The following is an 18,915-nucleotide window of genomic DNA, read 5'->3' on the forward strand; positions in this document are numbered from 1 at the left end:
GTGCCGGTCTACCTGGACCACGCCGCCACCACGCCGATGCGCCCGGAGGCGATCGCCGCCTACACCGAGGCCATGGGCGTCGTCGGCAACCCCTCCAGCATCCACAGCCAGGGGCAGCAGGCGCGGCGGATGCTCGAGGAGGCGCGCGAGCGGGTCGCGGAGACGCTCGGGGCCGACCCGATCGAGGTCGTCTTCACCTCGGGCGGCACCGAGGCGATCAACCTCGCGGTCAAGGGGATGTTCTGGGCGCGCAACGACGGCGTGTCGCGCCCGCGCATCCTCGTCCCGGGCGGCGAGCACCACGCCACAGTGGACACGGTGGAGTGGCTGGAGCGCGCGGAAGGGGCGCAGGCGTCCTGGCTGACGCTCGACGCGGACGGGCGCATCGTCGTGCCGGGTCACGTGCCGGCGGACGCGGCGCTGCTGACGTTCCTCTCGGTCAACAACGAGGTCGGGACGGTTCAGCCCGTCGAGGCGCTCGCCGCGGTGGCGCGGGATGCGGGCGTCCCGGTGCACGTCGACGCGGTCGCCGCCTACGGGCACCTGCCGATCGACTTCGCGGGCATGGGGGTGGATGCGCTGAGCGTCTCGGCCCACAAGATCGGCGGACCGGTCGGTATCGGCGCGCTCGTGCTGAGCCGTACATCCACCGTGGTTCCGCTCATCCACGGCGGCGGGCAGCAGCGCCAGGTGCGCAGCGGGACGCAGGACGTGGCGGCCGCGGTGGCGTTCGCCGTCGCGGCGCAGGCGGCGGCCGCGGAGCTGTCCGTCGAGACCGCGCGGGTGTCCGCGTTGCGCGACCGGCTGATCCGCGGCGTGCGCGCAGCGGTGCCGGAAGCGGTGCTGTCCGGGCCGGAGCCGGGGCCGGAACGTGTGGCGGGGAACGCGCACTTCGTGTTCCCGGGCGCGCAGGGCGATTCGCTGCTGTTCCTGCTCGACATGGCGGGTGTTTCGGTCTCCACGGGGTCGGCCTGCCAGGCGGGCATCCCGGAGCCGTCGCACGTGCTGCTCGCGATGGGCCGCGGCGAGGACGAGGCGCGCGGGGCACTGCGGTTCACGCTGGGCCGGACCTCCACCGAGGCCGACGTGGATGCGCTGCTCGCGGCGCTCCCCGCCGCCTACGAGCAAGCGTCGCGCGCCGGCCTCGCCGAGCGCGCGCCGCGCCTGGGGCGCTAGCGCCCGCACATTCGGCACGAATGTCGCCTTCGGCGCGTCCTGAGTCTGCATTCGGCACGAATGTCGTGGGAGACGGTGGGCGGACATTCGGCACGAATGTCGCCTTCCGCGCGCGCTGAGCCTGCATTCGGCACGAATGTAGGGGCCGCGGAGCGTGCCGCGAGCGCCGGGTAGAATCGCGGGGTGAAGGTTCTGGCGGCGATGAGCGGGGGAGTGGACTCCGCGGTGGCGGCGGCGCGCGCCGTCGAGGCGGGGCACGACGTCGTCGGCGTGCACCTGGCGCTCTCGCGCATGCCGGGGACGCTGCGCACCGGCAGCCGCGGCTGCTGCACGATCGAGGACTCGATGGATGCGCAGCGCGCGGCGAACATCATCGGCATCCCGTACTACGTGTGGGACTTCTCCGAGCGCTTCAAGCTCGACGTCGTCGACGACTTCATCGCCGAGTACTCCGCCGGGCGCACCCCCAACCCGTGCATGCGCTGCAACGAGCGCATCAAGTTCGCGGCGCTGCTCGAGAAGGCGCTCGACCTCGGTTTCGACGCCGTCTGCACCGGCCACTACGCGGCGATCGTCACGGACGCCGACGGCAATCGCGAGCTGCACCGGGCCAGCGCCTGGGCGAAGGACCAGTCGTACGTTCTGGGCGTGCTGACCTCCGAGCAGCTGGCCCACGCGATGTTCCCGCTGGGCGCGACGCCGTCCAAGGCAGAGGTGCGCGCCGAGGCGGCCGCGCGCGGCCTGAGTGTCGCGAACAAGCCCGACTCGCACGACATCTGCTTCATCCCGGACGGCGACACCCGCGGCTGGCTGGCCGAGCGGGTCGGCACGGCGACCGGCGACATCGTGGACCGCGAGGGCAACCGCCTCGGCACCCACGAGGGCGCGCACGCCTACACGGTCGGTCAGCGCAAGGGGCTGAACGTGGGATACCCGTCGCCGGACGGTCGTCCCCGGTTCGTACTCGAGGTGCGGCCGAAGGAGAACGAGGTCGTGGTGGGTCCGCGGGAGGCGCTCGACATCGCCGAGATCGCCGGTTCGCGTTTCACCTGGGCCGGCCTTCCTCCCGCGCAGCCGGAGACTCCGTTCGCGTGCGAGGTGCAGGTCCGCGCTCACGCGGATCCGGTGCCCGCGGTGGCGCAGGTGCGCGACGGCGAGCTGGTCGTTCGGCCGGATGTGCCGCTGAACGGGGTCGCGCCCGGTCAGACGGCGGTCGTCTACGTCGGCACCCGCGTGCTCGGCCAGACCACGATCGACCGCACGGTCTCCGCCGTCCCGGTCTGACCTCCCGGCGACCGCTGCACCGCGCACTGCGCGCGAACTCCTGCCTGCCCACGAGCCGCTCCGGCCTCTAGGCTCCGAGCATGCCGGTTGAGAAGGCGATCCGACTGAGGCGCGAGGCGTGGGGCTTCGCCATCGGCTCGCTGTTCTTCCTCGTCGGCGCCGTCCCGGCCTACCAGCTCGCCGTCGGCGCGGTCGCGACCGATCTCACCTTCTTCGTCGGTGCGCTCTTCTTCACGGCCGCTGCGTTCATCCAGCTCGCCCTGAGCGGCCGGCGACCGCCCCGCACCGGCGGCAGCAGGCCGGACCGGTACGACTGGTGGGCGGCCGCCGTGCAGTTCCTCGGGACCCTGTTCTTCAACGTCAGCACGACCGAGGCGCTGATCGTCGCGGCGAACAGTTCCGCGCGGGTCGGCGACGGCTGGCGGCCGGACGCGTTCGGGTCCATCTGCTTCCTCATCGCCAGCGGCCTCGCCGTCGCGGCGACCGTCGACCGGGAGCGGCTCTGGGATCCACGGGCGCGCACCTGGCACGGCACCTGGCTCAACCTGTTCGGGTCGGTGCTCTTCGCGCTGTCCGCCGTCGGCGCGTACACGATCCCGGACAGCGGGGACCCGGTGAGCCTGCTCTGGGCGAACCTGGGCACGTTCCTCGGCGCCGCCTGCTTCCTCGTGGCGGCGGTGCTCAGCCGGCGGTCGATCCCGGTGCGGGTGCGGACGGCCTGACCTCCCGGCGTCGGGGGTCCCGAATAAGCTTGAGGATGTGGCGATCGAGACGACGACCGACGACCAGTCCGCCGACGCGCGGGCCGAGGCGCAGCAGCTGACGACGCGCATCCTGGAGTTGCGCGACGCGTACTACGAGCGCGACACGGTGCTCGTCAGCGACGAGGAGTACGACCGCATGATGCGGCGCCTCGAAGAGCTGGAGCGGCTGCATCCCGAAGTGCAGTCGCAGGACAGCCCCACCCAGACCGTCGGCGGCCGGGCGCAGACGACGCTGTTCGCACCGGTGGAGCACGCCGAGCGGATGCTGAGCCTCGACAACGTCTTCTCGCTGGAGGAGTTCGAAGCGTGGGCGGCGCGCGTGGAGCGCGACGCCGGCCGTCGCGTCGACTACCTCTGCGAGCTGAAGATCGACGGCCTCGCCATCAACCTCCGCTACGAGAACGGCGTGCTGGTCTCGGCCGCGACCCGGGGCGACGGGGTCGTGGGGGAGGACGTGACGGAGAACATCCGGTGGATCCCCGCCATCCCGAACCGGCTGGCCACCGACGAGCCGCCCGCGCTCGTCGAGGTCCGCGGCGAGGTGTTCTTCCCGGTCGCGGAGTTCGAGGAGCTGAACGCGCACCAGCAGGAGGCGGGCGAGCGCGTGTTCGCGAACGCGCGCAACGCTGCCAGCGGTTCGCTCCGGCAGAAGGCCGAGGGCAAGAACCCGGCGCAGCTCGAGCTGATGCGCAACCGGCTGCGCCGCCTGCACATGCTGGTGCACGGAATCGGGGCATGGCAGAACCCGCCGGTCGACGCGCAGTCGAAGATCTACGAGCTGCTGAAGGGCTGGGGGCTTCCGACCTCCACGCACTACCGGGTCGTCGATGACGTCAAGAAGGTCGACGAGTTCATCGAGTACTACGGCGCGCACCGCGGGGCGGTCGAGCACGAGATCGACGGCATCGTCATCAAGGTGGACGAGCTGGCGCTGCACGACGAGCTCGGCGCCACCAGCCGTGCACCCCGCTGGGCCATCGCCTACAAGTACCCGCCGGAGCAGGTGAACACAAAGCTTCTCGACATCGTCGTCAGCGTGGGCCGCACCGGCCGCGCGACGCCGTTCGCGGTGATGGAGAAGGTGCGGGTCGCGGGCTCGGAGGTTCGCCAGGCCACCCTGCACAACCAGGAGGTCGTGAAGGCCAAGGGCGTGCTGATCGGCGACACCGTCGTGCTGCGCAAGGCCGGTGACGTGATCCCGGAGGTGCTGGGCCCGGTGGTCGAGCTCCGCGACGGAACCGAGCGCGAGTTCGTCATGCCCGAGAACTGCCCCGAGTGCGGCACCAAGCTCGCGCCGGCGAAAGAGGGCGACATCGACCTGCGCTGCCCGAACGCCGAGTTCTGCCCGGCGCAGGTGCGCGGGCGCGTCGAGCACATCGGCTCCCGCGGCGCCCTCGACATCGAGGCCCTCGGCGAGGTCGCGGCCGCCGCGCTGACGCAGCCGCGGTTCCCGGAGACGCCGCCGCTCCCGACCGAGGCGGGGCTGTTCGGGCTGACCCTGGCCGACCTGTTCCCGATCGAGGTCGTGGTGCGGGATTCGGAGACGGGCCTGCCGAAACTGACCGACTCGGGGGAGGAGAAGGTAGACACCCCGTTCCGCCGTCGGCGGCAGAAGAAGGACGGGCCGTTCGAGCCGGACGGCGACGTCTTCGCCGGGAACGAGCTGTACGTCCCCTCGAAGAGCGCCGTCGAGCTGTTGAGCAATCTCTCGACGGCGCGGGAGAAGCCGCTGTGGCGCATCCTGGTCGCGCTGAACATCCGGCACGTGGGGCCGGTGGCGGCGCGTGCCCTCGCCAACCACTTCGGGTCGCTCGACGCGATCCGGTCCGCGTCCCGCGATGAGCTGGCCGCGGTGGATGGTGTCGGCGGCATCATCGCGGACGCCGTGCTGGCCTGGTTCGAGGTGGACTGGCACCGCGAGATCGTGGAGAGATGGGCGGCGGACGGCGTGCAGTTCGCGACGCCCGGCCACCCGGGACCGGGTCATGCCGACGAGGCCGGGGGAGTGCTCGCCGGCCTGACCGTCGTGGCGACCGGCTCGCTCGACGGCTACACGCGCGAGGGTGCCCAGGAGGCGATCATCGCGGCCGGCGGCAAGGCGGCATCCAGCGTGTCCAAGAAGACGGACTTCGTCGCCGCCGGACCGGGCGCGGGCTCCAAGCTGGCCAAGGCGGAGGAGCTCGGCGTGCGGGTGATCGATGCGGCTCAGTTCCGCATCCTGGTCGAGCAGGGGCCCGCAGCGCTCGACGCATGAGTCTCTCGGTCCGTCATCCTGTGGACAGGATTCGAATTCTCCCCCTGAATCGGGGGTAGAACGGCCCGCCGTCCGCCACCCATTCATGGGTAGAGTCAAGACGTGCGCTCCCCCGGGCGCACGCGCCGCACATGCATAGGGCTTAGCTCGCTCGCTCTCGGAGGGACCCGGACGGAGTGCTGGTCGGCTTTGCAGCTGTACTCACTGTTACCTCGGTAGTCTCCGGACTGACCGGGGCCTTCGTGCTGCCTGCGGACGCCGCTCCCGCGCCCTCGATGTCGATCACGGCGGCGGTGTCCTCCGCTCCTGCCGCGGTCTCCGGCTCGGTGTCCGACGTGCCGACGGCCCCCACGGGCGGTGGCGCATCCGCCTCGGTGCTCTCCGCCGTCAGCGGCATCGAGGCGTCGGCGCTGCCGTCGTTCATCGACGCCAACCGGGCGAAGCTCGAGAACCTGTTGAAGCAGCATCCGGCCCCCGCCGACGTGAGCAGGCTGTGGAAGCTCATCGACCCGGCCAAGCAGAAGATGCTCATCCAGGCGGCGCCGCACGTCGTGGGCAACCTCGAGGGGGTTCCGTACGACGTCCGCGGCCGCGCCAACACCATCGACCTCACGCAGACCATCTCGCGGGTGACGTCGACGCTGAAGTCCGAGCACGGCCGCACCGAGCGCGTCGCGCTCCAGCGCCAGCTGAAAACGCTGGACAACGTCTCGAAGTCCCTCTCGAAGCACGACGGGGTGAAGCGGACGCTGGTCTCGCTCGACCCGTCGCCCGACGCCAAAGCGGCCATCGTCGTCGGCGACCTCAGCACGGCGCACTACGTCAGCGTGCTGGTGCCGGGCATGTACATGTCGGTCGGCGAGCAGATCGAGGCCTGGGCGAAGGTGGCACAGGAGCAGTACGACCTGCAGACCGGCTTCCTGCGCCGGGTCCTCGGCCCGCGCGGCAACGGCGGCGCTCCCGGCGTGGCCGTCGTCGCCTGGATCGGCTACCAGACGCCCGTCCTCACCAACATCGGCGGCACGGCGCTCGCCACCCAGGGCGCCGACAGCCTGGAGCGCACCCTGGAGGGCATCCGCGCCCTCCGCGGAGCCGATCAGCCGTACCTGAGCCTCTTCGCCCACTCGTACGGATCCACCGCGGCGCTGATGGCTCTCGAACGGCACAGCGTGTCGGTGGATGCGCTGGCGCTGATGGGCTCGCCGGGGAGCGCCGCGCAGTCGGTCGCCGGGCTGTCGGTCACCGGCGGGAACGTCTTCGTCGGCGAGGCGCCGCTCGACCCGATCGTCGACAGCGCCTTCTTCGGGAGCGACCCCGGGTCGCCGGCCTACGGCGCCCAGCGGATGGGCGTGGACGGCGCCACGGACCCCCTCACCGGCGCCTCGCTCTCCGGATCGTCCGGTCACAACGAGTACTTCACCGCGGGCACGGAGTGCATGCGCAACCTCGCGATGATCGGCATCGACCGCGGCGATCTCGTGCTCACGGGCGGTGGATCGGGCGGCTCGACCGTTCAGACCGCGTCCGCCCGCTGAGCCTGGCCCCAGGGCGCCGGAGCCGGTGTCGGCGCCGCGTCCCATAATGGAGGGGATGCGACAGGACGACGACCGGAGCGCTCAGCAGGGTGCCGGGCACGACGACGTCGCCGACGACGCTGCGGCGCGTGGCGCTGCGGCGCGCGGCGCTGCGACGGGTGACGCTGCGGCAGGTGGCGCTGCGGCGCGCGGCGCCAGCCGTAGAGCGTTCCTGAAGGGCGCGGGTCTCGTCGCGGCGGGCGCCGTCGCGGGCGGCGCGGCCGGGGGCGCTGCGGGCGCCTCGTTCGGCGCGGCCGCGGGCTCGTCGTCGCCGACGGCGGACGAGTCCGGCGAGGAGTACCCGCCGCTGCCCCCGCGCGGCGGCGGACCGGGCTTCGATCACCTCGTCGTGCTCATGTACGAGAACCGTTCCTTCGACAACCTGCTCGGCCGCCTCTACGACGAGGACACGCTGCCGAGGGGCGCCCGGTTCGAGGGTCTCGCCTTCGGCGACTACAGCAACCCGGACCCGGCCGGCGGCCCCGACATCCCGGCCCACGTGTACCAGGGGACCACGGACTTCGTGATGCGGCAGCCGTCGCCCGACCCGGGCGAGGTCTACCCGCGGGTCAATACGCAGCTCTACGAGGTCGTCGACCCGCCGTCGAACGCCGACGAGCGGCTGCGCGAGCTGCAGCCGCCCTACAACGCGCCGAAACCGGGCGCGCGCCCGACCATGCGCGGCTTCGTCCGCGACTACGTCGGTGTGCTGCGCAAGGACGCCGGCCGCGAGCCCGCGCTCGACGACTACCGCCGGGTGATGGGCGGGTTCAGCCCGGACATGCTGCCGGTCTTCTCCACGTTGGCCCGCCAGTTCGCCGTCTACGACGACTGGCACTGCGCCGTCCCCTCGCAGACGTTCTGCAACCGCTCGTTCTTCAACGCGTCCACCTCGCACGGCTACGTCGACAACGGCGGGGCGGAGGGCCTGCGCAAGTGGTTCGACCCGAAGAACGACGCGCCCACGATCTTCAACCGCTTGGAGGAGGCGGGGCGCAGCTGGCGCGTCTACTACGACGACCGCCAGCTCATCTCGCTGACCGGCTTCATCCACGCTCCCGCCCTGCAGCCGTACTGGAAGTCGCACTTCCGCACCATGTCGCAGTTCTACGTGGATGTGGCCGAGGGCACCCTCCCGGACTACGCGTTCGTCGAGCCGCGGCTGCTCTACGACCACAACGACATGCACCCGCCGGGCGGCCCGATGACCGCCGCGGACGTCGACGGCGGCGAGGTCGTCGGCGGGGCGATCTCCGACGTCCGGGCCGGCGACCTGCTGCTGCACCGCGTGTACTCGGCCATCCGCTCCTCCCGCAGTGCGACCGGCTCGAACGCGCTCAACACGATGCTGCTGGTCACCTTCGACGAGCACGGCGGCACGTACGACCATGTGCCGCCGGGGCCGGCGACGCCGCCCGACGACAGCGGACCGGGGGAGAACGGCTTCGCGTTCGACCGGCTCGGCGTCCGCGTGCCGGCGATCGCGATCTCGGCCTACACCGAGCGCAACACGATCATCCACGAGGAGATGCACCACGCCGCGGTGATCGCGACGCTGTGCCGGAAGTTCCGGATGAAGCACCTCACCGAGCGCGATCGCGGCGCGCGGACCATCGACAACGCCATCAACCGCACCACACCGCGGCAGCCCGGCACGTGGCCGGACACGCATCCGCAGTACCTGCCCGCGAACCCGGAGGCGGACGCGCCCGCGCCCGAGGACGAGGACCGGCCGCTCAGCCCGCCCGGCGTGGGCCTCGTCGGCCTGCTCATGGCCCGCTACGGCGAGCCCGGCGCATCCGTGCCGCGCACCTACAAGGAGGCGTACCAGGCCGTGGCCCGGCTGGGACACGGACTGTTCGGCTCGTCCTAGAGTCCTCGCCCTAGAATCGATACGGCGGCCTCGCGATCGCGAGCGCGCCCCCATCTCACCGAATCCCACGGAGACGCACCTTGTCTGAAACCAGCGCAGGCGACATCAGCGCCGAACAGGTCGCGCACCTGGCGAACCTCGCCAGGATCGACCTCAGCCCGGAAGAGCTCGAGAGCCTCACGAAGGAGCTCGGCCAGATCGTCGAGTCCGTCGCCAAGGTCCAGGAGGTGGCAGGGCCCGACGTGCCCGCGACCAGCCACCCGCTGCCGCTCACGAACGTCTTCCGCAGCGACGAGGTGCGCCCGTCGCTGACCGTCGAGCAGGCGCTGTCCGGCGCCCCGGCCCGTGAGGGCGACCGCTTCAAGGTCGCGACCATCCTGGACGAGGAGTAACGCCCGATGACCGACCTCACCCGTCTCGCCGCCTCCGAGCTGGCGACCCGCCTCGCCGCCGGCGAGGTCTCCTCCGTGGAGGCCGTCCGCGCGCACCTCGACCGCATCGAGTCCGTCGACGCCGACGTGCACGCCTTCCTCCACGTCGCGGGCGACGCCGCGCTGCGCACCGCCGCCGACATCGACTCCCGCCGCGCGGCGGGCGAGCCGCTCGGCCCGCTCGCCGGCGTCCCGATCGCGATCAAGGACGTGCTCGCCACGCAGGACATGCCGTCCACCGCCGGGTCGAAGATCCTCGAGGGCTGGCTGCCGCCGTACGACGCGACCGTCGTCCGCAAGCTGCGCGAGGCCGACCTCGTGCCGCTCGGCAAGACCAACATGGACGAGTTCGCGATGGGCTCGTCCACCGAGCACTCCGCCTACGGCCCGACGCGCAACCCGTGGGACCTCGAGCGCATCCCGGGCGGCTCCGGCGGCGGCTCGGCCGCTGCGGTGTCCGCGTTCGAGGCGCCGCTGGCCCTCGGCTCCGACACCGGCGGCTCGATCCGCCAGCCCGCAGCCGTGACCGGATCGGTCGGCGTGAAGCCGACCTACGGCGGCGTCAGCCGGTACGGCGCGATCGCGCTGGCCAGCTCGCTCGACCAGGTCGGGCCGGTGTCCCGCTCGGTGCTGGACGCGGGCCTCCTGCACGACGTGATCGCCGGGCACGACCCGTTCGACTCGACGTCGCTCTCGGACACCTGGCCGTCGATGGCCGACGCCGCGCGCGCCGGCTTCCGCGACGGAGCCCTCTCCGGCGTCCGTGTCGGCGTCATCCGCGAGATCGCGGGCGACGGCTTCCAGGCCGGGGTGAAGCAGCGCTTCGACGAGGCGCTGGCCCTGCTGGAGTCCGCCGGCGCCGAGATCGTCGAGGTCAGCGCCCCCAGCTTCGAGTACGCCGTGTCGGCCTACTACCTGATCCTGCCGGCCGAGGCGTCCAGCAACCTGGCGCGCTTCGACTCGGTCCGCTTCGGCCTCCGCGTCGACCCCTCCGACCCGCCGGTCACGGTCGAGCGGGTCATGGCGGCCACGCGCGACGCGGGCTTCGGCCCGGAGGTCAAGCGCCGCATCATCCTCGGCACCTACGCGCTGAGCGCCGGCTACTACGACGCCTACTACGGCAGCGCCCAGAAGGTGCGCACGCTCATCCAGCGCGACTTCCAGGCCGCCTTCGAGAGGGTGGATGTGCTGGTCAGCCCGAGCGCGCCCACCACCGCGTTCAAGCTGGGCGAGAAGATCGACGACCCGATGGCGATGTACCTCAACGACATCACCACCATCCCGGCGAACCTCGCCGGGGTCCCGGGCATGGGCCTGCCGATCGGGCTCGCGCCCGAGGACGGCCTGCCCGTCGGCATGCAGCTGATGGCGCCCGCCCGCGCGGACGCCCGCCTCTACACCTACGGCGCGGCGCTGGAGCGCCTGCTGGAGGAGAAGTGGGGCGGCACGCTGCTCAGCCAGGCGCCCGATCTGAGCGCCACCGAGATGTTCGCGAGCGAAGAGGGAGCGGTCTGATGGCGAACGCCACCGCGCAGAAGCTGATGGACTACGAGAAGGCTCTGGAGCTGTTCGAGCCGGTGCTCGGATTCGAGGTCCACGTCGAGCTGAACACGAAGACCAAGATGTTCTGCGGCTGCGCCAACGAGTTCGGCTCCGGCGCTAACACGAACACCTGCCCGACCTGCCTCGGCCTCCCCGGCGGCATGCCGCAGGTGAACGAGAAGGCGATCGAGTCGAGCATCCGCCTCGGTCTCGCCCTCGGCTGCGACATCGCCGAGTCGAGCCGGTTCGCGCGCAAGAACTACTTCTACCCGGATCTCGCGAAGGACTTCCAGACCTCGCAGTACGACGAGCCCATCGCCCACGACGGCGCGATCACGATCGAGCTGGAGAACGGACGCGAGCTCACCATCGAGATCGAGCGCGCACACATGGAGGAGGACGCGGGCAAGCTGACGCACGTCGGCGGCGCCACCGGCCGCATCCAGGGCGCCGACTACTCGCTGGTCGACTTCAACCGCGGCGGTGTGCCGCTGGTCGAGATCGTCACCAAGATCATCGAGGGCGCCGAGGCGGACGCTCCAGAGGTGGGACGCACCTACGTGCGCGCCATCCGCGACATCGTGAAGGCGCTCGGCGTCTCCAACGCGCGCATGGAGGAGGGCAACGTCCGCTGCGACGCGAACGTCTCGCTCCGCCGCCGCGGCTCGACGGAGCTCGGCACCCGCACCGAGACCAAGAACGTCAACTCGCTGCGCTCGATCGAGCGCGCCGTGCGGTACGAGATCCAGCGCCAGGCGGCGATCCTCGACGCCGGCGGCACGATCGTGCAGGAGACCCGGCACTGGCACGAGGACACCGGCACCACCAGCGCCGGCCGCCCGAAGTCGGACGCCGACGACTACCGGTACTTCCCGGAGCCCGACCTCGTGCCGGTGGCCCCGAGCCGGGAGTGGGTCGAGGAGCTGCGTGGCACGCTCCCCGAGCAGCCGTCGCTGCGCCGCAAGCGGCTGACCGCCGAGTGGGGCTTCACCGCCCTCGAGTTCCAGGACGTCGCCAACGCCGACCTGCTCGACGAGGTGGAGGCGACCATCGCCGCCGGCGCCTCGCCCGCGGCCGCTCGCAAGTGGTGGACCGGCGAGATCGCCCGCCTGGCCAACGCGCAGAACGTCCCGGCCGGCACGCTCGTCAGCCCGCAGCACGTCGCCGAACTGGCCGCGCTGATCGACGCGGGCACGCTGACCGACCGTCTCGCCCGGCAGGTCCTGGAGGGTGTCATCGCCGGCGAGGGCAACCCGCAGCAGGTCGTCGACGCCCGCGGCCTCGCCGTGGTCTCCGACGACGGCGCCCTGATCGCGGCGATCGACGAGGCGCTGGCGGCCCAGCCTGATGTCCTCGCGAAGATCCGCGACGGCAAGGTCCAGGCCGCCGGTGCGGTCATCGGAGCCGTCATGAAGGCGATGCGCGGCCAGGCCGACGCGGCCCGCGTCCGCGAGCTGGTGCTGGAGCGCGCGAGCGCGACCCCCGCCGAGTAAAGATCAGCGGTTCGTCGTCGAACGGACGACGCGGGTGAGCGCGGCGCACGCCGCCGGGCTCACCACCGCGTTCTTCGCCGACTCACAGCCGGCGCGGGCAGAGTAGGCGCATGGGCGCCTTCACTCTCGGCGGGCTCACCACCGCCCCCGCATCCACCCGTCCCGACCTGCTCGCACCGTCCACGCTCGCGGCGCTCGACGCGCTGGGCCGGCTGGACGAGGTGGGCGTCGTGGAGATCGACCCCGACGTCTCAGACACGGCGGCGACGCGCGACCGGTTCGGCCTGCATCCCGCAGACCTCGCCAACTGCGTCGTCGTCGGCGGCAAGCGCGAGGGCGTCGAGCGGATCGCCGCCTGCGTCGTGCTCTCCACGACACGCGCCGACGTCAACAACACCGTGAAGCGGATGCTCGACGTGCGCAAGGCGTCCTTCCTCCCGATGGACCGCGCCGTCGAGCTGACCGGGATGGAGTACGGCGGCATCACGCCGATCGGGCTGCCCGACGGCTGGCCGGTGCTGGTGGACTCCCGCGTCGCCGAGCGTGACGTCGTCATCATCGGCTCGGGCGTCCGGCGCTCGAAGATCCTGCTGCCCGGGAGTCTCCTCGCCGACCTGCCCGGAGCGCAGCTGATCGACGGGCTCGGCCTGGAGGCGACCGTATGAGCGGGCCCGAGGAGCGTCCGCCGCGATGACCGGGACGGCCGCCGACCGGGTGCTCACCCCGCTGCGCTCCCGGCTGATCGAGACGCTCGCCGGGCGCTCCGACGAGGTGCCCGCGTGGATCCTCCGGCTGGAGGAGGGCGAGGACGCGGGCTTCTTCGGACCGGGGAGCGCATCCTGGGCCGTGCACGGCGGCATGCCCACACTCGTGGCCGGTGTCCGGGCCCTGCTGCTTCAGGCGCTGCATCCCGGGGCTCTCGCCGGCGTCCGCGACTTCTCCCGCTATCGCGAGGACCCGCTGGGGCGCCTGGCCGGCACGATCCAGTGGATCCACACCGTCACCTTCGGCAGCCGCGACCAGGCCGTGGCGGGCTCCGAGATGGTGCGCTCCCTGCATCGCCGCGTCACCGGTACATTCGTCGACGGCCACGGCGTGACGCGTCCGTACTCCGCCAACGACCCGGAGCTGGCGCGGTGGGTGCACCTCGCCTTCACCGACGCCTTCCTCACCGCGCACGAGCAGTGGGGCGGCGAGCTGCCCGGCGGCGCCGACGGCTACGTCGACGAGTGGGCCACGGCGGCCGAGCTGATGGGCGTCGAGGATGCGCCTCGAACGGCCGCCGCGCTCCGTGGCGAGATCGACGCCATCACCGATGCGGGGGAGCTGCGAGGCGGCCCCGAGGTGGAGGAGATCGTTCGCTTCATCCGCCGGGCGCCGCTCCGCCGCATGCTGCGGCCGTCGTACCGCATCCTGTTCCGGGCGGCGGTGTCGACGCTGGAGCCGCGCCACCGCGCCATGCTGGGGCTGCCATCCACGCCGGTCGAGCGGATGCTGCCGCTGCACTCGGCGACGGGCGCCGTGCTCAGCGGTGCGCGGGTGCTGCTCGGCCCGCAGACGCAGGCCGAGCTGGCGGCGCGCCGACGGCTCGCACGGCTCGCCGGAGCCTGACCGGGTGCGACAGGATGTCCTCATGCAGGAAGACCTGACCGAACGCACCCGCACCGTCGTCTGGGAGGACCCGGCGCCCGGCGTCGCCGTGATGCCCACCATGAGCGGCCTGGACTACCTCCGGGCGATGATCCGCGGGGAGCTGCCGTCGCCTCCCATCGCGGAGCTCATGCGCATGACGCTCGTCACGGCGGAACCCGGCACGGCGACGTTCGTGTGCGACCCCGACGAGTCGCACTACAACCCGATCGGCACGGTGCACGGGGGACTGATGTGCACGCTGCTCGACTCCGCGCTCGGCTGCGCGGTGCAGACGACGCTGCCGCAGGGGCAGGCCTACACCTCCATCGAGATCAAGGTCAATTACCTGCGCCCGGTCTACGCGCACACCGGGCAGCTGACCTGCACGGCGACGGTCACGAAGCCGGGCAACCGGGTCGCCTTCGCGGACGGCGTCATCACCGACGGCTCCGGCAAGACGGTCGCGACCGCCACGGGTTCGCTGCTGGTGTTCCCGATCGGGGGCTGAGCGCCCGTCCGGTCGCGTGTCAGCTCGCCTGCATTGCGAGCAGCTGGTCGCGGACCTTGCGACGGATCACCTTGCCGACGATCGAGCGGGGGAGCTCGTCCACCTGCACGACGTGCTTCGGCACCTTGTACGGCGTGAGGCAGTCCCGGCCGTAGGCGCGGATGGCCTCCTCGTCGAACGAGGCGCCCTTCTCCATGACGACCGCGGCCACGACATCCTCGCCGCCGCGGCGGTGCGGGAGCCCGACCACGGCGACGTCCTCGACCCCGGGGAAGGAGCGCAGCGCGTCCTCCACCTCGGTGGGGGAGACGTTGAAGCCGCCGGTGACGATCAGCTCCTTGATGCGGTCAACGATGCGGACGAAGCCGTCCTCATCCATCGTCACGATGTCGCCCGTCCGGAACCAGCCGTCCGGGGTGAGCACCTGCGCCGTCTCGTCCGGCTTGCGCCAGTAGCCGCTGAACACCTGCGGTCCGCGCGCCAGCAGCTCGCCCTCCTCGCCGAAGGGGCGGTCCGACGACGGGGCGTCCGGGTCGGCCACGCGCAGCTCGGTGCTCGGCAGCGGCAGTCCGACCGTGCCCTCACGCCGGGTGGCGCCGACGGGGTTCGCCATCAGGACCGGGGAGCACTCGGACAGGCCGTAGCCCTCGACGAGGTACCCGCCGGTCTTCTCCTCCCAGAGGTCGACGATGCCCTGCGGCAGGCTCATGGCCCCGGAGATCGCGATCTCGATGCCCGACAGCGAGACCTTCCGCTTGTCGGCCGCCTGCACCAGCCGCTCGTAGATCGGCGGGACCGCGGGCAGGAAGGTCGCCGGATGCTTCTTCACCACATCCAGCACCAGGTCCGGGTCGAACTTGGGGAAGAGCACGAGACGCGCGCCCATGCTCATCGCGAAGGTGAGGCAGAGGGTCAGGCCGTAGGCGTGGAACAGGGGGAGGACGGCGTAGACCACCGAGGTGCCGCGCTCGATGGTGGGCACCCAGGCGCGGGACTGCGCCGCGTTCACGGTGAGGTTGCCGTGGCTCAGCATCGCGCCCTTCGGGCGTCCCGTCGTGCCGGAGGTGTACTGGATGAGCGCGAGGTCGTCGCGCTCGGGCCGGGGCACCGACGCCTTGATGCGGCGGGAGGCGACCAGCGAGTCCCATGTGATCGTTCCGGACACCTTCGCGGTCAGCTGTTCGCGTGCCTTGCGCGCCGCCGGCACCGGCAGCCGCAGGGCGAACCGCTTGGAGGCGGGCATCGCACGGGTCAGATCCACGGAGACGATCGTCGTGACGCCGAGATCGGCGGGGAGCTCCTGCACGGTCGCGGCGACCTTGTCCCAGACGATCGCGACCGTCGCGCCGTGGTCCTCGAACTGGTGCCGTAGCTCCCGCGGCGTGTACAGCGGGTTGTGCTCCACGACCACCGCACCGAGGCGCAGCACGGCGTAGAACGCGGCGACGTGCTGCGGGCAGTTCGGCAGCACGAGCGCGACCCGGTCGCCCTTCGACACGCCGAGCTTGCGGAGGCCCTCCGCCGCGCGCGAGATCTGGTCGCCCAGCTCGGCGTAGGTGGTGGTCGCGCCGAAGAACTCCAGCGCGACATGCCGCCCGTAGGTGCTCACGGACTCCTCGATGAGGTGCGAGAGGGACCCCTCGGGCACCTCCACCTCGGCGGGGACGCCGGGCGCATAGCCCGACACCCACGGCTTCGCGCTGTACGGGGACGGATCGCTCGTCACGCTGTCGCTCGTCACGCCCGCAAGCCTACGCGGAGGCGACCAGCGCCCGCACGGCATCCTCGATGGGGGTGTCGCCGCCGACGACCTCCCACTGGTGTCCGATCGTGGCCGGCTCGTGGAGTGCGAGGGCGATCAGGCGCGCGACGTCCTCGCGGGCGATGCTGCCGCGCGGGACGCTGTCGTCGAGCGTGATGCGTCCGGTGCCCTCGTCGGTGGTGAGGCCGCCCGGGCGCAGGATGGTCCAGTCGAGCCCCGAGTCGCGGAGCGCCGCATCCGCGTCGCGCTTCGCCTCGACGTAGGCCTTCCACACCGGGTCGGAGTCGTCGACGGGTGCGTCGACGCCCCAGGCGGAGACCTGCACGAAACGTCGGACCCCCGCCTGGCGGGCGGCCTCCTGCGCGAGGACCGACCCGCCGAAGTCGACGGTGCGCTTGCGCTCGATGCCGGAGCCCGGACCGGCGCCCGCCGAGAACACGACGGCATCGCAGCCCTCGATCGCGCCGGCGAGGGCTGCCGCGTCGGAGTGCTCGATGTCGAGCAGGACGCCCTCCCCGCCGAGGCGGTAGACGTCGTCGGCGTGCTCGTCGTTCCGGACGACGCCGACGAAGTCGTCGCCGAGGTCGTAGAGCACCCGCATCAGCTGCTGGGCGACTTTTCCATGGGCACCGATGATCGCGACTCGAGTCATGCGTCCATCCTTCCACCGCCATGCCTCGCCGTGGGCGCACTGCCCCCGGGGCCAGCTGGCGCCGAGTCGTGAGTGGATGCGCGAATCCGGGCGAGATTCGCGCATGTGCTCACGACTCGCCGCTCCCGCGGGCGCATGGCGGCATGCGCGATCGTCGGAAGGTGGTGTCGGAATCTCCGACGCAACGCTCTGAAGCGGGAGATTCCGCGCAGGATCGGCCGGATCTCCGACGCACGCGCGCGAATCTCCGACGCACGCGCCCGGATCTCGTGGCGCGAGGGGGCGGCCGGCGCGCCGACGGCTGTGCGACACGCGTCCGCCGGGCGCGAACGCTCTGGGCTGCGCGCCCGCGCTCTGTTACGGTCGTCACCATGACAGCCCTGCTCGAACTCCTCGGACGCGCCTTCGCGTCCGGCGTGGGTTCGCTCGGCCTCGGGCACGTCGGCGGCAGCACCGCCGGCTTCGTCGCCCTGGCCGGTGTCGCGGGTGCGCTCGGGCTCGTCGCGGTGCTCGCCGCGGCCGCGGTGCGGTCCGTGGCGGCCCTCGCCGCCTCGCTGCGCGTGCGGCCGGTGTGGTCGCGGCCGGTCGAGCCGGCCGCGGGCTGGCTCGCCGAAGGGCCGTCGGATCCGGCGGCCGGCGGACGGCCGCGTCCCCGAGCACCCGGTTTCTCCCTGCCGGTCGCGTAGCGCGCGCCGGGCCCTTGCGGGTCCACGGCGCCCCCGTGACCAGACGCGTCCTCACTCCGACGACTCGCAGGGATCACTCACACCATGGACTTCTTCTCCTGGCCGCCGATTGCGGCCATCCTCGACGGCGCCTACGGCCTCGTCACCGGCCTCTCGGCCACCGTCGCCCCGTTCGCGGGCACACTCTCCGGACTTCTCGCGGTCGCGATGCTGACCGTCCTCGTCCGCGTCCTCCTCATCCCGGTCGGCGTCAGCCAGGTGCGCGCCGAGTACGCGCGGCGCCGGCTCGCCCCGCAGCTGGCCGAGCTGCAGCGGCGCCACTCCGGCGACCGCGAGACGCTCGCCCAGAAGACGATGGAGCTGTACCGGGCCGAGCAGGTCTCCCCGTTCGCCGGGATGCTGCCGCTGCTCGCGCAGATCCCGGTCGTCACGCTCGTCTACGCGATCTTCACGCACGCCACGATCGCGGGGCACGCCAACGCGCTGCTGGGCGAGCACGCGTTCGGGGCTCCGCTCGGTACGAGCTTCGTCGGGCTCACCGGCGCGGGGGCAGGGGTCTGGCCCGCCATGCTGGTGTACGTCGGCGTCCTCGCCCTGATCGCGGTCGTGACCACGGTGTCGCGCCGCGTGCTCACGCTGCCGCAGCCCGAAGGGTCGGCCGCGCCGGCCGGGATGGTGCGCGCGCTGTCCTTCCTGCCGTACGTGACGGTGCTGTTCGCGGCGTTCGTCCCGCTGGCGGCGGCGGTGTACATCCTCACCTCGACGGCGTGGACGGTCGCGGAGCGGTGGACGCTGCGCCGCCTCCTCGACCCCGCCCGCGGCGCGGGGGGAAGTGCGCGGCCGACGACGTCGCACTGACGCCCACCCGTCGTGCCGCGTGCTCTCGGAGCTTCCTCAGGCGCCGGAGTGCGAGCATGGAGCCATGCGGAAGCGTGGAGCGAAGGAGGGGCGGCCTGCCGACGGGCCGTCGACGGACGGGATCCCGGGCCTCGGCGTGGGCGTGCAGGTGTACGTGCGCGAGCGGGAGCAGCCCGCGGCGGACGACTGGGTGGGGGAGCCCACCGGGGTCATCGTGGCGCCGGGCGACCGCAACCTGCGCAATGTGTACGGTCCGGCGGACGGCTTCACGACGTGGACGGTCTCGTTCTTCGAGCCGCAGCGGCGGCGCGACGGCCGCGGTCCGTTCGAGCGCGCCGTGATCCCGGCGGCGCTGCTGGTCGCGGAGGAGCCGCTGAGCGACTGACGCGTCCGGGGACCCGCGCGACGGCTCCGGGACTTCTCCTG

General features: G+C 72.2%; 17 protein-coding genes. 15 read left to right on the plus strand and 2 right to left on the minus strand.

The window, feature by feature from the left end; genetic code table 11:
• The 12 genes from J2W45_RS02950 to J2W45_RS03005 all read left to right on the plus strand — a co-directional run bounded on the left by J2W45_RS02950 (position 1) and on the right by J2W45_RS03005 (position 14,531).
• Positions 1-1,176 carry a cysteine desulfurase family protein gene (locus tag J2W45_RS02950; protein WP_310128890.1) on the plus strand — a complete coding sequence of 392 codons (1,176 nt, stop codon included), beginning with the start codon at positions 1-3 and terminating at the stop codon, positions 1,174-1,176.
• 183 nt (positions 1,177-1,359) lie between these two features.
• Positions 1,360-2,460 (plus strand): tRNA 2-thiouridine(34) synthase MnmA, encoded by a 1,101-nt coding sequence (gene mnmA, locus J2W45_RS02955; protein ID WP_310128891.1) that lies wholly within the window; start codon positions 1,360-1,362, stop codon positions 2,458-2,460.
• An 80-nt stretch (positions 2,461-2,540) separates the two neighbouring features.
• Positions 2,541-3,182, plus strand: coding sequence for a YrhK family protein (locus J2W45_RS02960; protein WP_310128893.1), 642 nt, complete (start codon positions 2,541-2,543; stop codon positions 3,180-3,182).
• Positions 3,183-3,219: 37 nt separating this feature from the next.
• Positions 3,220-5,478 (plus strand): NAD-dependent DNA ligase LigA, encoded by a 2,259-nt coding sequence (ligA, locus tag J2W45_RS02965; RefSeq protein ID WP_310128895.1) that lies wholly within the window; start codon positions 3,220-3,222, stop codon positions 5,476-5,478.
• Between the two features lie 242 nt (positions 5,479-5,720).
• The gene (locus tag J2W45_RS02970; RefSeq protein WP_310128897.1) at positions 5,721-7,013 is read left to right on the plus strand and encodes an alpha/beta hydrolase; all 1,293 of its coding nucleotides are present in this window, start codon (positions 5,721-5,723) and stop codon (positions 7,011-7,013) included.
• 55 nt (positions 7,014-7,068) lie between these two features.
• Complete coding sequence (locus J2W45_RS02975; protein ID WP_310128899.1) at positions 7,069-8,925, plus strand: alkaline phosphatase family protein; 1,857 nt, start codon at positions 7,069-7,071, stop codon at positions 8,923-8,925.
• An 80-nt stretch (positions 8,926-9,005) separates the two neighbouring features.
• Positions 9,006-9,317, plus strand: coding sequence for an Asp-tRNA(Asn)/Glu-tRNA(Gln) amidotransferase subunit GatC (gene gatC / locus J2W45_RS02980; RefSeq protein WP_440743698.1), 312 nt, complete (start codon positions 9,006-9,008; stop codon positions 9,315-9,317).
• Positions 9,318-9,323: 6 nt separating this feature from the next.
• On the plus strand, positions 9,324-10,871 hold the full coding sequence (gatA, locus tag J2W45_RS02985; protein ID WP_310128901.1) for an Asp-tRNA(Asn)/Glu-tRNA(Gln) amidotransferase subunit GatA: 1,548 nt from the start codon (positions 9,324-9,326) through the stop codon (positions 10,869-10,871).
• Positions 10,871-12,391: an Asp-tRNA(Asn)/Glu-tRNA(Gln) amidotransferase subunit GatB gene (gene gatB / locus J2W45_RS02990; protein WP_310128902.1), complete on the plus strand. Its 1,521-nt coding sequence runs from the start codon at positions 10,871-10,873 to the stop codon at positions 12,389-12,391. The genes gatA and gatB overlap by 1 nt, the downstream gene beginning before the upstream one ends.
• A gap of 110 nt (positions 12,392-12,501) precedes the next feature.
• A complete protein-coding gene (locus J2W45_RS02995; RefSeq protein ID WP_310128904.1) occupies positions 12,502-13,056 on the plus strand; it encodes a YbaK/EbsC family protein in 555 nt (184 codons plus the stop codon).
• A 25-nt stretch (positions 13,057-13,081) separates the two neighbouring features.
• Positions 13,082-14,002 (plus strand): oxygenase MpaB family protein, encoded by a 921-nt coding sequence (locus J2W45_RS03000; protein ID WP_310128906.1) that lies wholly within the window; start codon positions 13,082-13,084, stop codon positions 14,000-14,002.
• A gap of 22 nt (positions 14,003-14,024) precedes the next feature.
• The gene (locus tag J2W45_RS03005) at positions 14,025-14,531 is read left to right on the plus strand and encodes a PaaI family thioesterase (RefSeq protein WP_310128908.1); all 507 of its coding nucleotides are present in this window, start codon (positions 14,025-14,027) and stop codon (positions 14,529-14,531) included.
• Between the two features lie 19 nt (positions 14,532-14,550).
• Here the strand turns inward: J2W45_RS03005 and J2W45_RS03010 are convergent, their stop codons facing one another.
• A complete protein-coding gene (locus J2W45_RS03010; RefSeq protein ID WP_310128909.1) occupies positions 14,551-16,272 on the minus strand; it encodes a long-chain-fatty-acid--CoA ligase in 1,722 nt (573 codons plus the stop codon).
• A 10-nt stretch (positions 16,273-16,282) separates the two neighbouring features.
• Complete coding sequence (locus J2W45_RS03015) at positions 16,283-16,945, minus strand: SDR family oxidoreductase (protein WP_310128910.1); 663 nt, start codon at positions 16,943-16,945, stop codon at positions 16,283-16,285.
• Positions 16,946-17,316: 371 nt separating this feature from the next.
• On the opposite strand from J2W45_RS03015, the gene J2W45_RS03020 reads away from it, so the two are divergent.
• The 3 genes from J2W45_RS03020 (at position 17,317) to J2W45_RS03030 (ending at position 18,874) form a co-directional block, all read left to right on the plus strand.
• Positions 17,317-17,631, plus strand: coding sequence for a hypothetical protein (locus tag J2W45_RS03020; protein WP_310128911.1), 315 nt, complete (start codon positions 17,317-17,319; stop codon positions 17,629-17,631).
• Between the two features lie 84 nt (positions 17,632-17,715).
• Positions 17,716-18,489 (plus strand): YidC/Oxa1 family membrane protein insertase, encoded by a 774-nt coding sequence (locus tag J2W45_RS03025; protein WP_310128912.1) that lies wholly within the window; start codon positions 17,716-17,718, stop codon positions 18,487-18,489.
• A gap of 64 nt (positions 18,490-18,553) precedes the next feature.
• Positions 18,554-18,874: a hypothetical protein gene (locus tag J2W45_RS03030; protein ID WP_310128913.1), complete on the plus strand. Its 321-nt coding sequence runs from the start codon at positions 18,554-18,556 to the stop codon at positions 18,872-18,874.
• The last annotated feature ends 41 nt before the right edge of the window (positions 18,875-18,915 follow it).

The organism is Leifsonia shinshuensis (assembly GCF_031456835.1).
Classification (GTDB): Bacteria; Actinomycetota; Actinomycetes; order Actinomycetales; family Microbacteriaceae; genus Leifsonia; species Leifsonia shinshuensis_C.

Excerpts from the sequence above, each read along its gene's own strand:
- J2W45_RS02975 (WP_310128899.1), top strand. The coding sequence starts at position 7,069 with ATGCGACAGGACGACGACCGGAGCGCTCAGCAGGGTGCCGGGCACGAC.
- J2W45_RS02960 (WP_310128893.1), top strand. The coding sequence starts at position 2,541 with ATGCCGGTTGAGAAGGCGATCCGACTGAGGCGCGAGGCGTGGGGCTTC.
- J2W45_RS03005 (WP_310128908.1), top strand. The coding sequence starts at position 14,025 with ATGCAGGAAGACCTGACCGAACGCACCCGCACCGTCGTCTGGGAGGAC.
- J2W45_RS03030 (WP_310128913.1), top strand. The coding sequence starts at position 18,554 with ATGCGGAAGCGTGGAGCGAAGGAGGGGCGGCCTGCCGACGGGCCGTCG.
- J2W45_RS03015 (WP_310128910.1), bottom strand. The coding sequence starts at position 16,945 with ATGACTCGAGTCGCGATCATCGGTGCCCATGGAAAAGTCGCCCAGCAG.
- J2W45_RS03025 (WP_310128912.1), top strand. The coding sequence starts at position 17,716 with ATGGACTTCTTCTCCTGGCCGCCGATTGCGGCCATCCTCGACGGCGCC.
- gatB (WP_310128902.1), top strand. The coding sequence starts at position 10,871 with ATGGCGAACGCCACCGCGCAGAAGCTGATGGACTACGAGAAGGCTCTG.
- J2W45_RS03020 (WP_310128911.1), top strand. The coding sequence starts at position 17,317 with ATGACAGCCCTGCTCGAACTCCTCGGACGCGCCTTCGCGTCCGGCGTG.
- J2W45_RS03000 (WP_310128906.1), top strand. The coding sequence starts at position 13,082 with ATGACCGGGACGGCCGCCGACCGGGTGCTCACCCCGCTGCGCTCCCGG.
- gatA (WP_310128901.1), top strand. The coding sequence starts at position 9,324 with ATGACCGACCTCACCCGTCTCGCCGCCTCCGAGCTGGCGACCCGCCTC.
- J2W45_RS02995 (WP_310128904.1), top strand. The coding sequence starts at position 12,502 with ATGGGCGCCTTCACTCTCGGCGGGCTCACCACCGCCCCCGCATCCACC.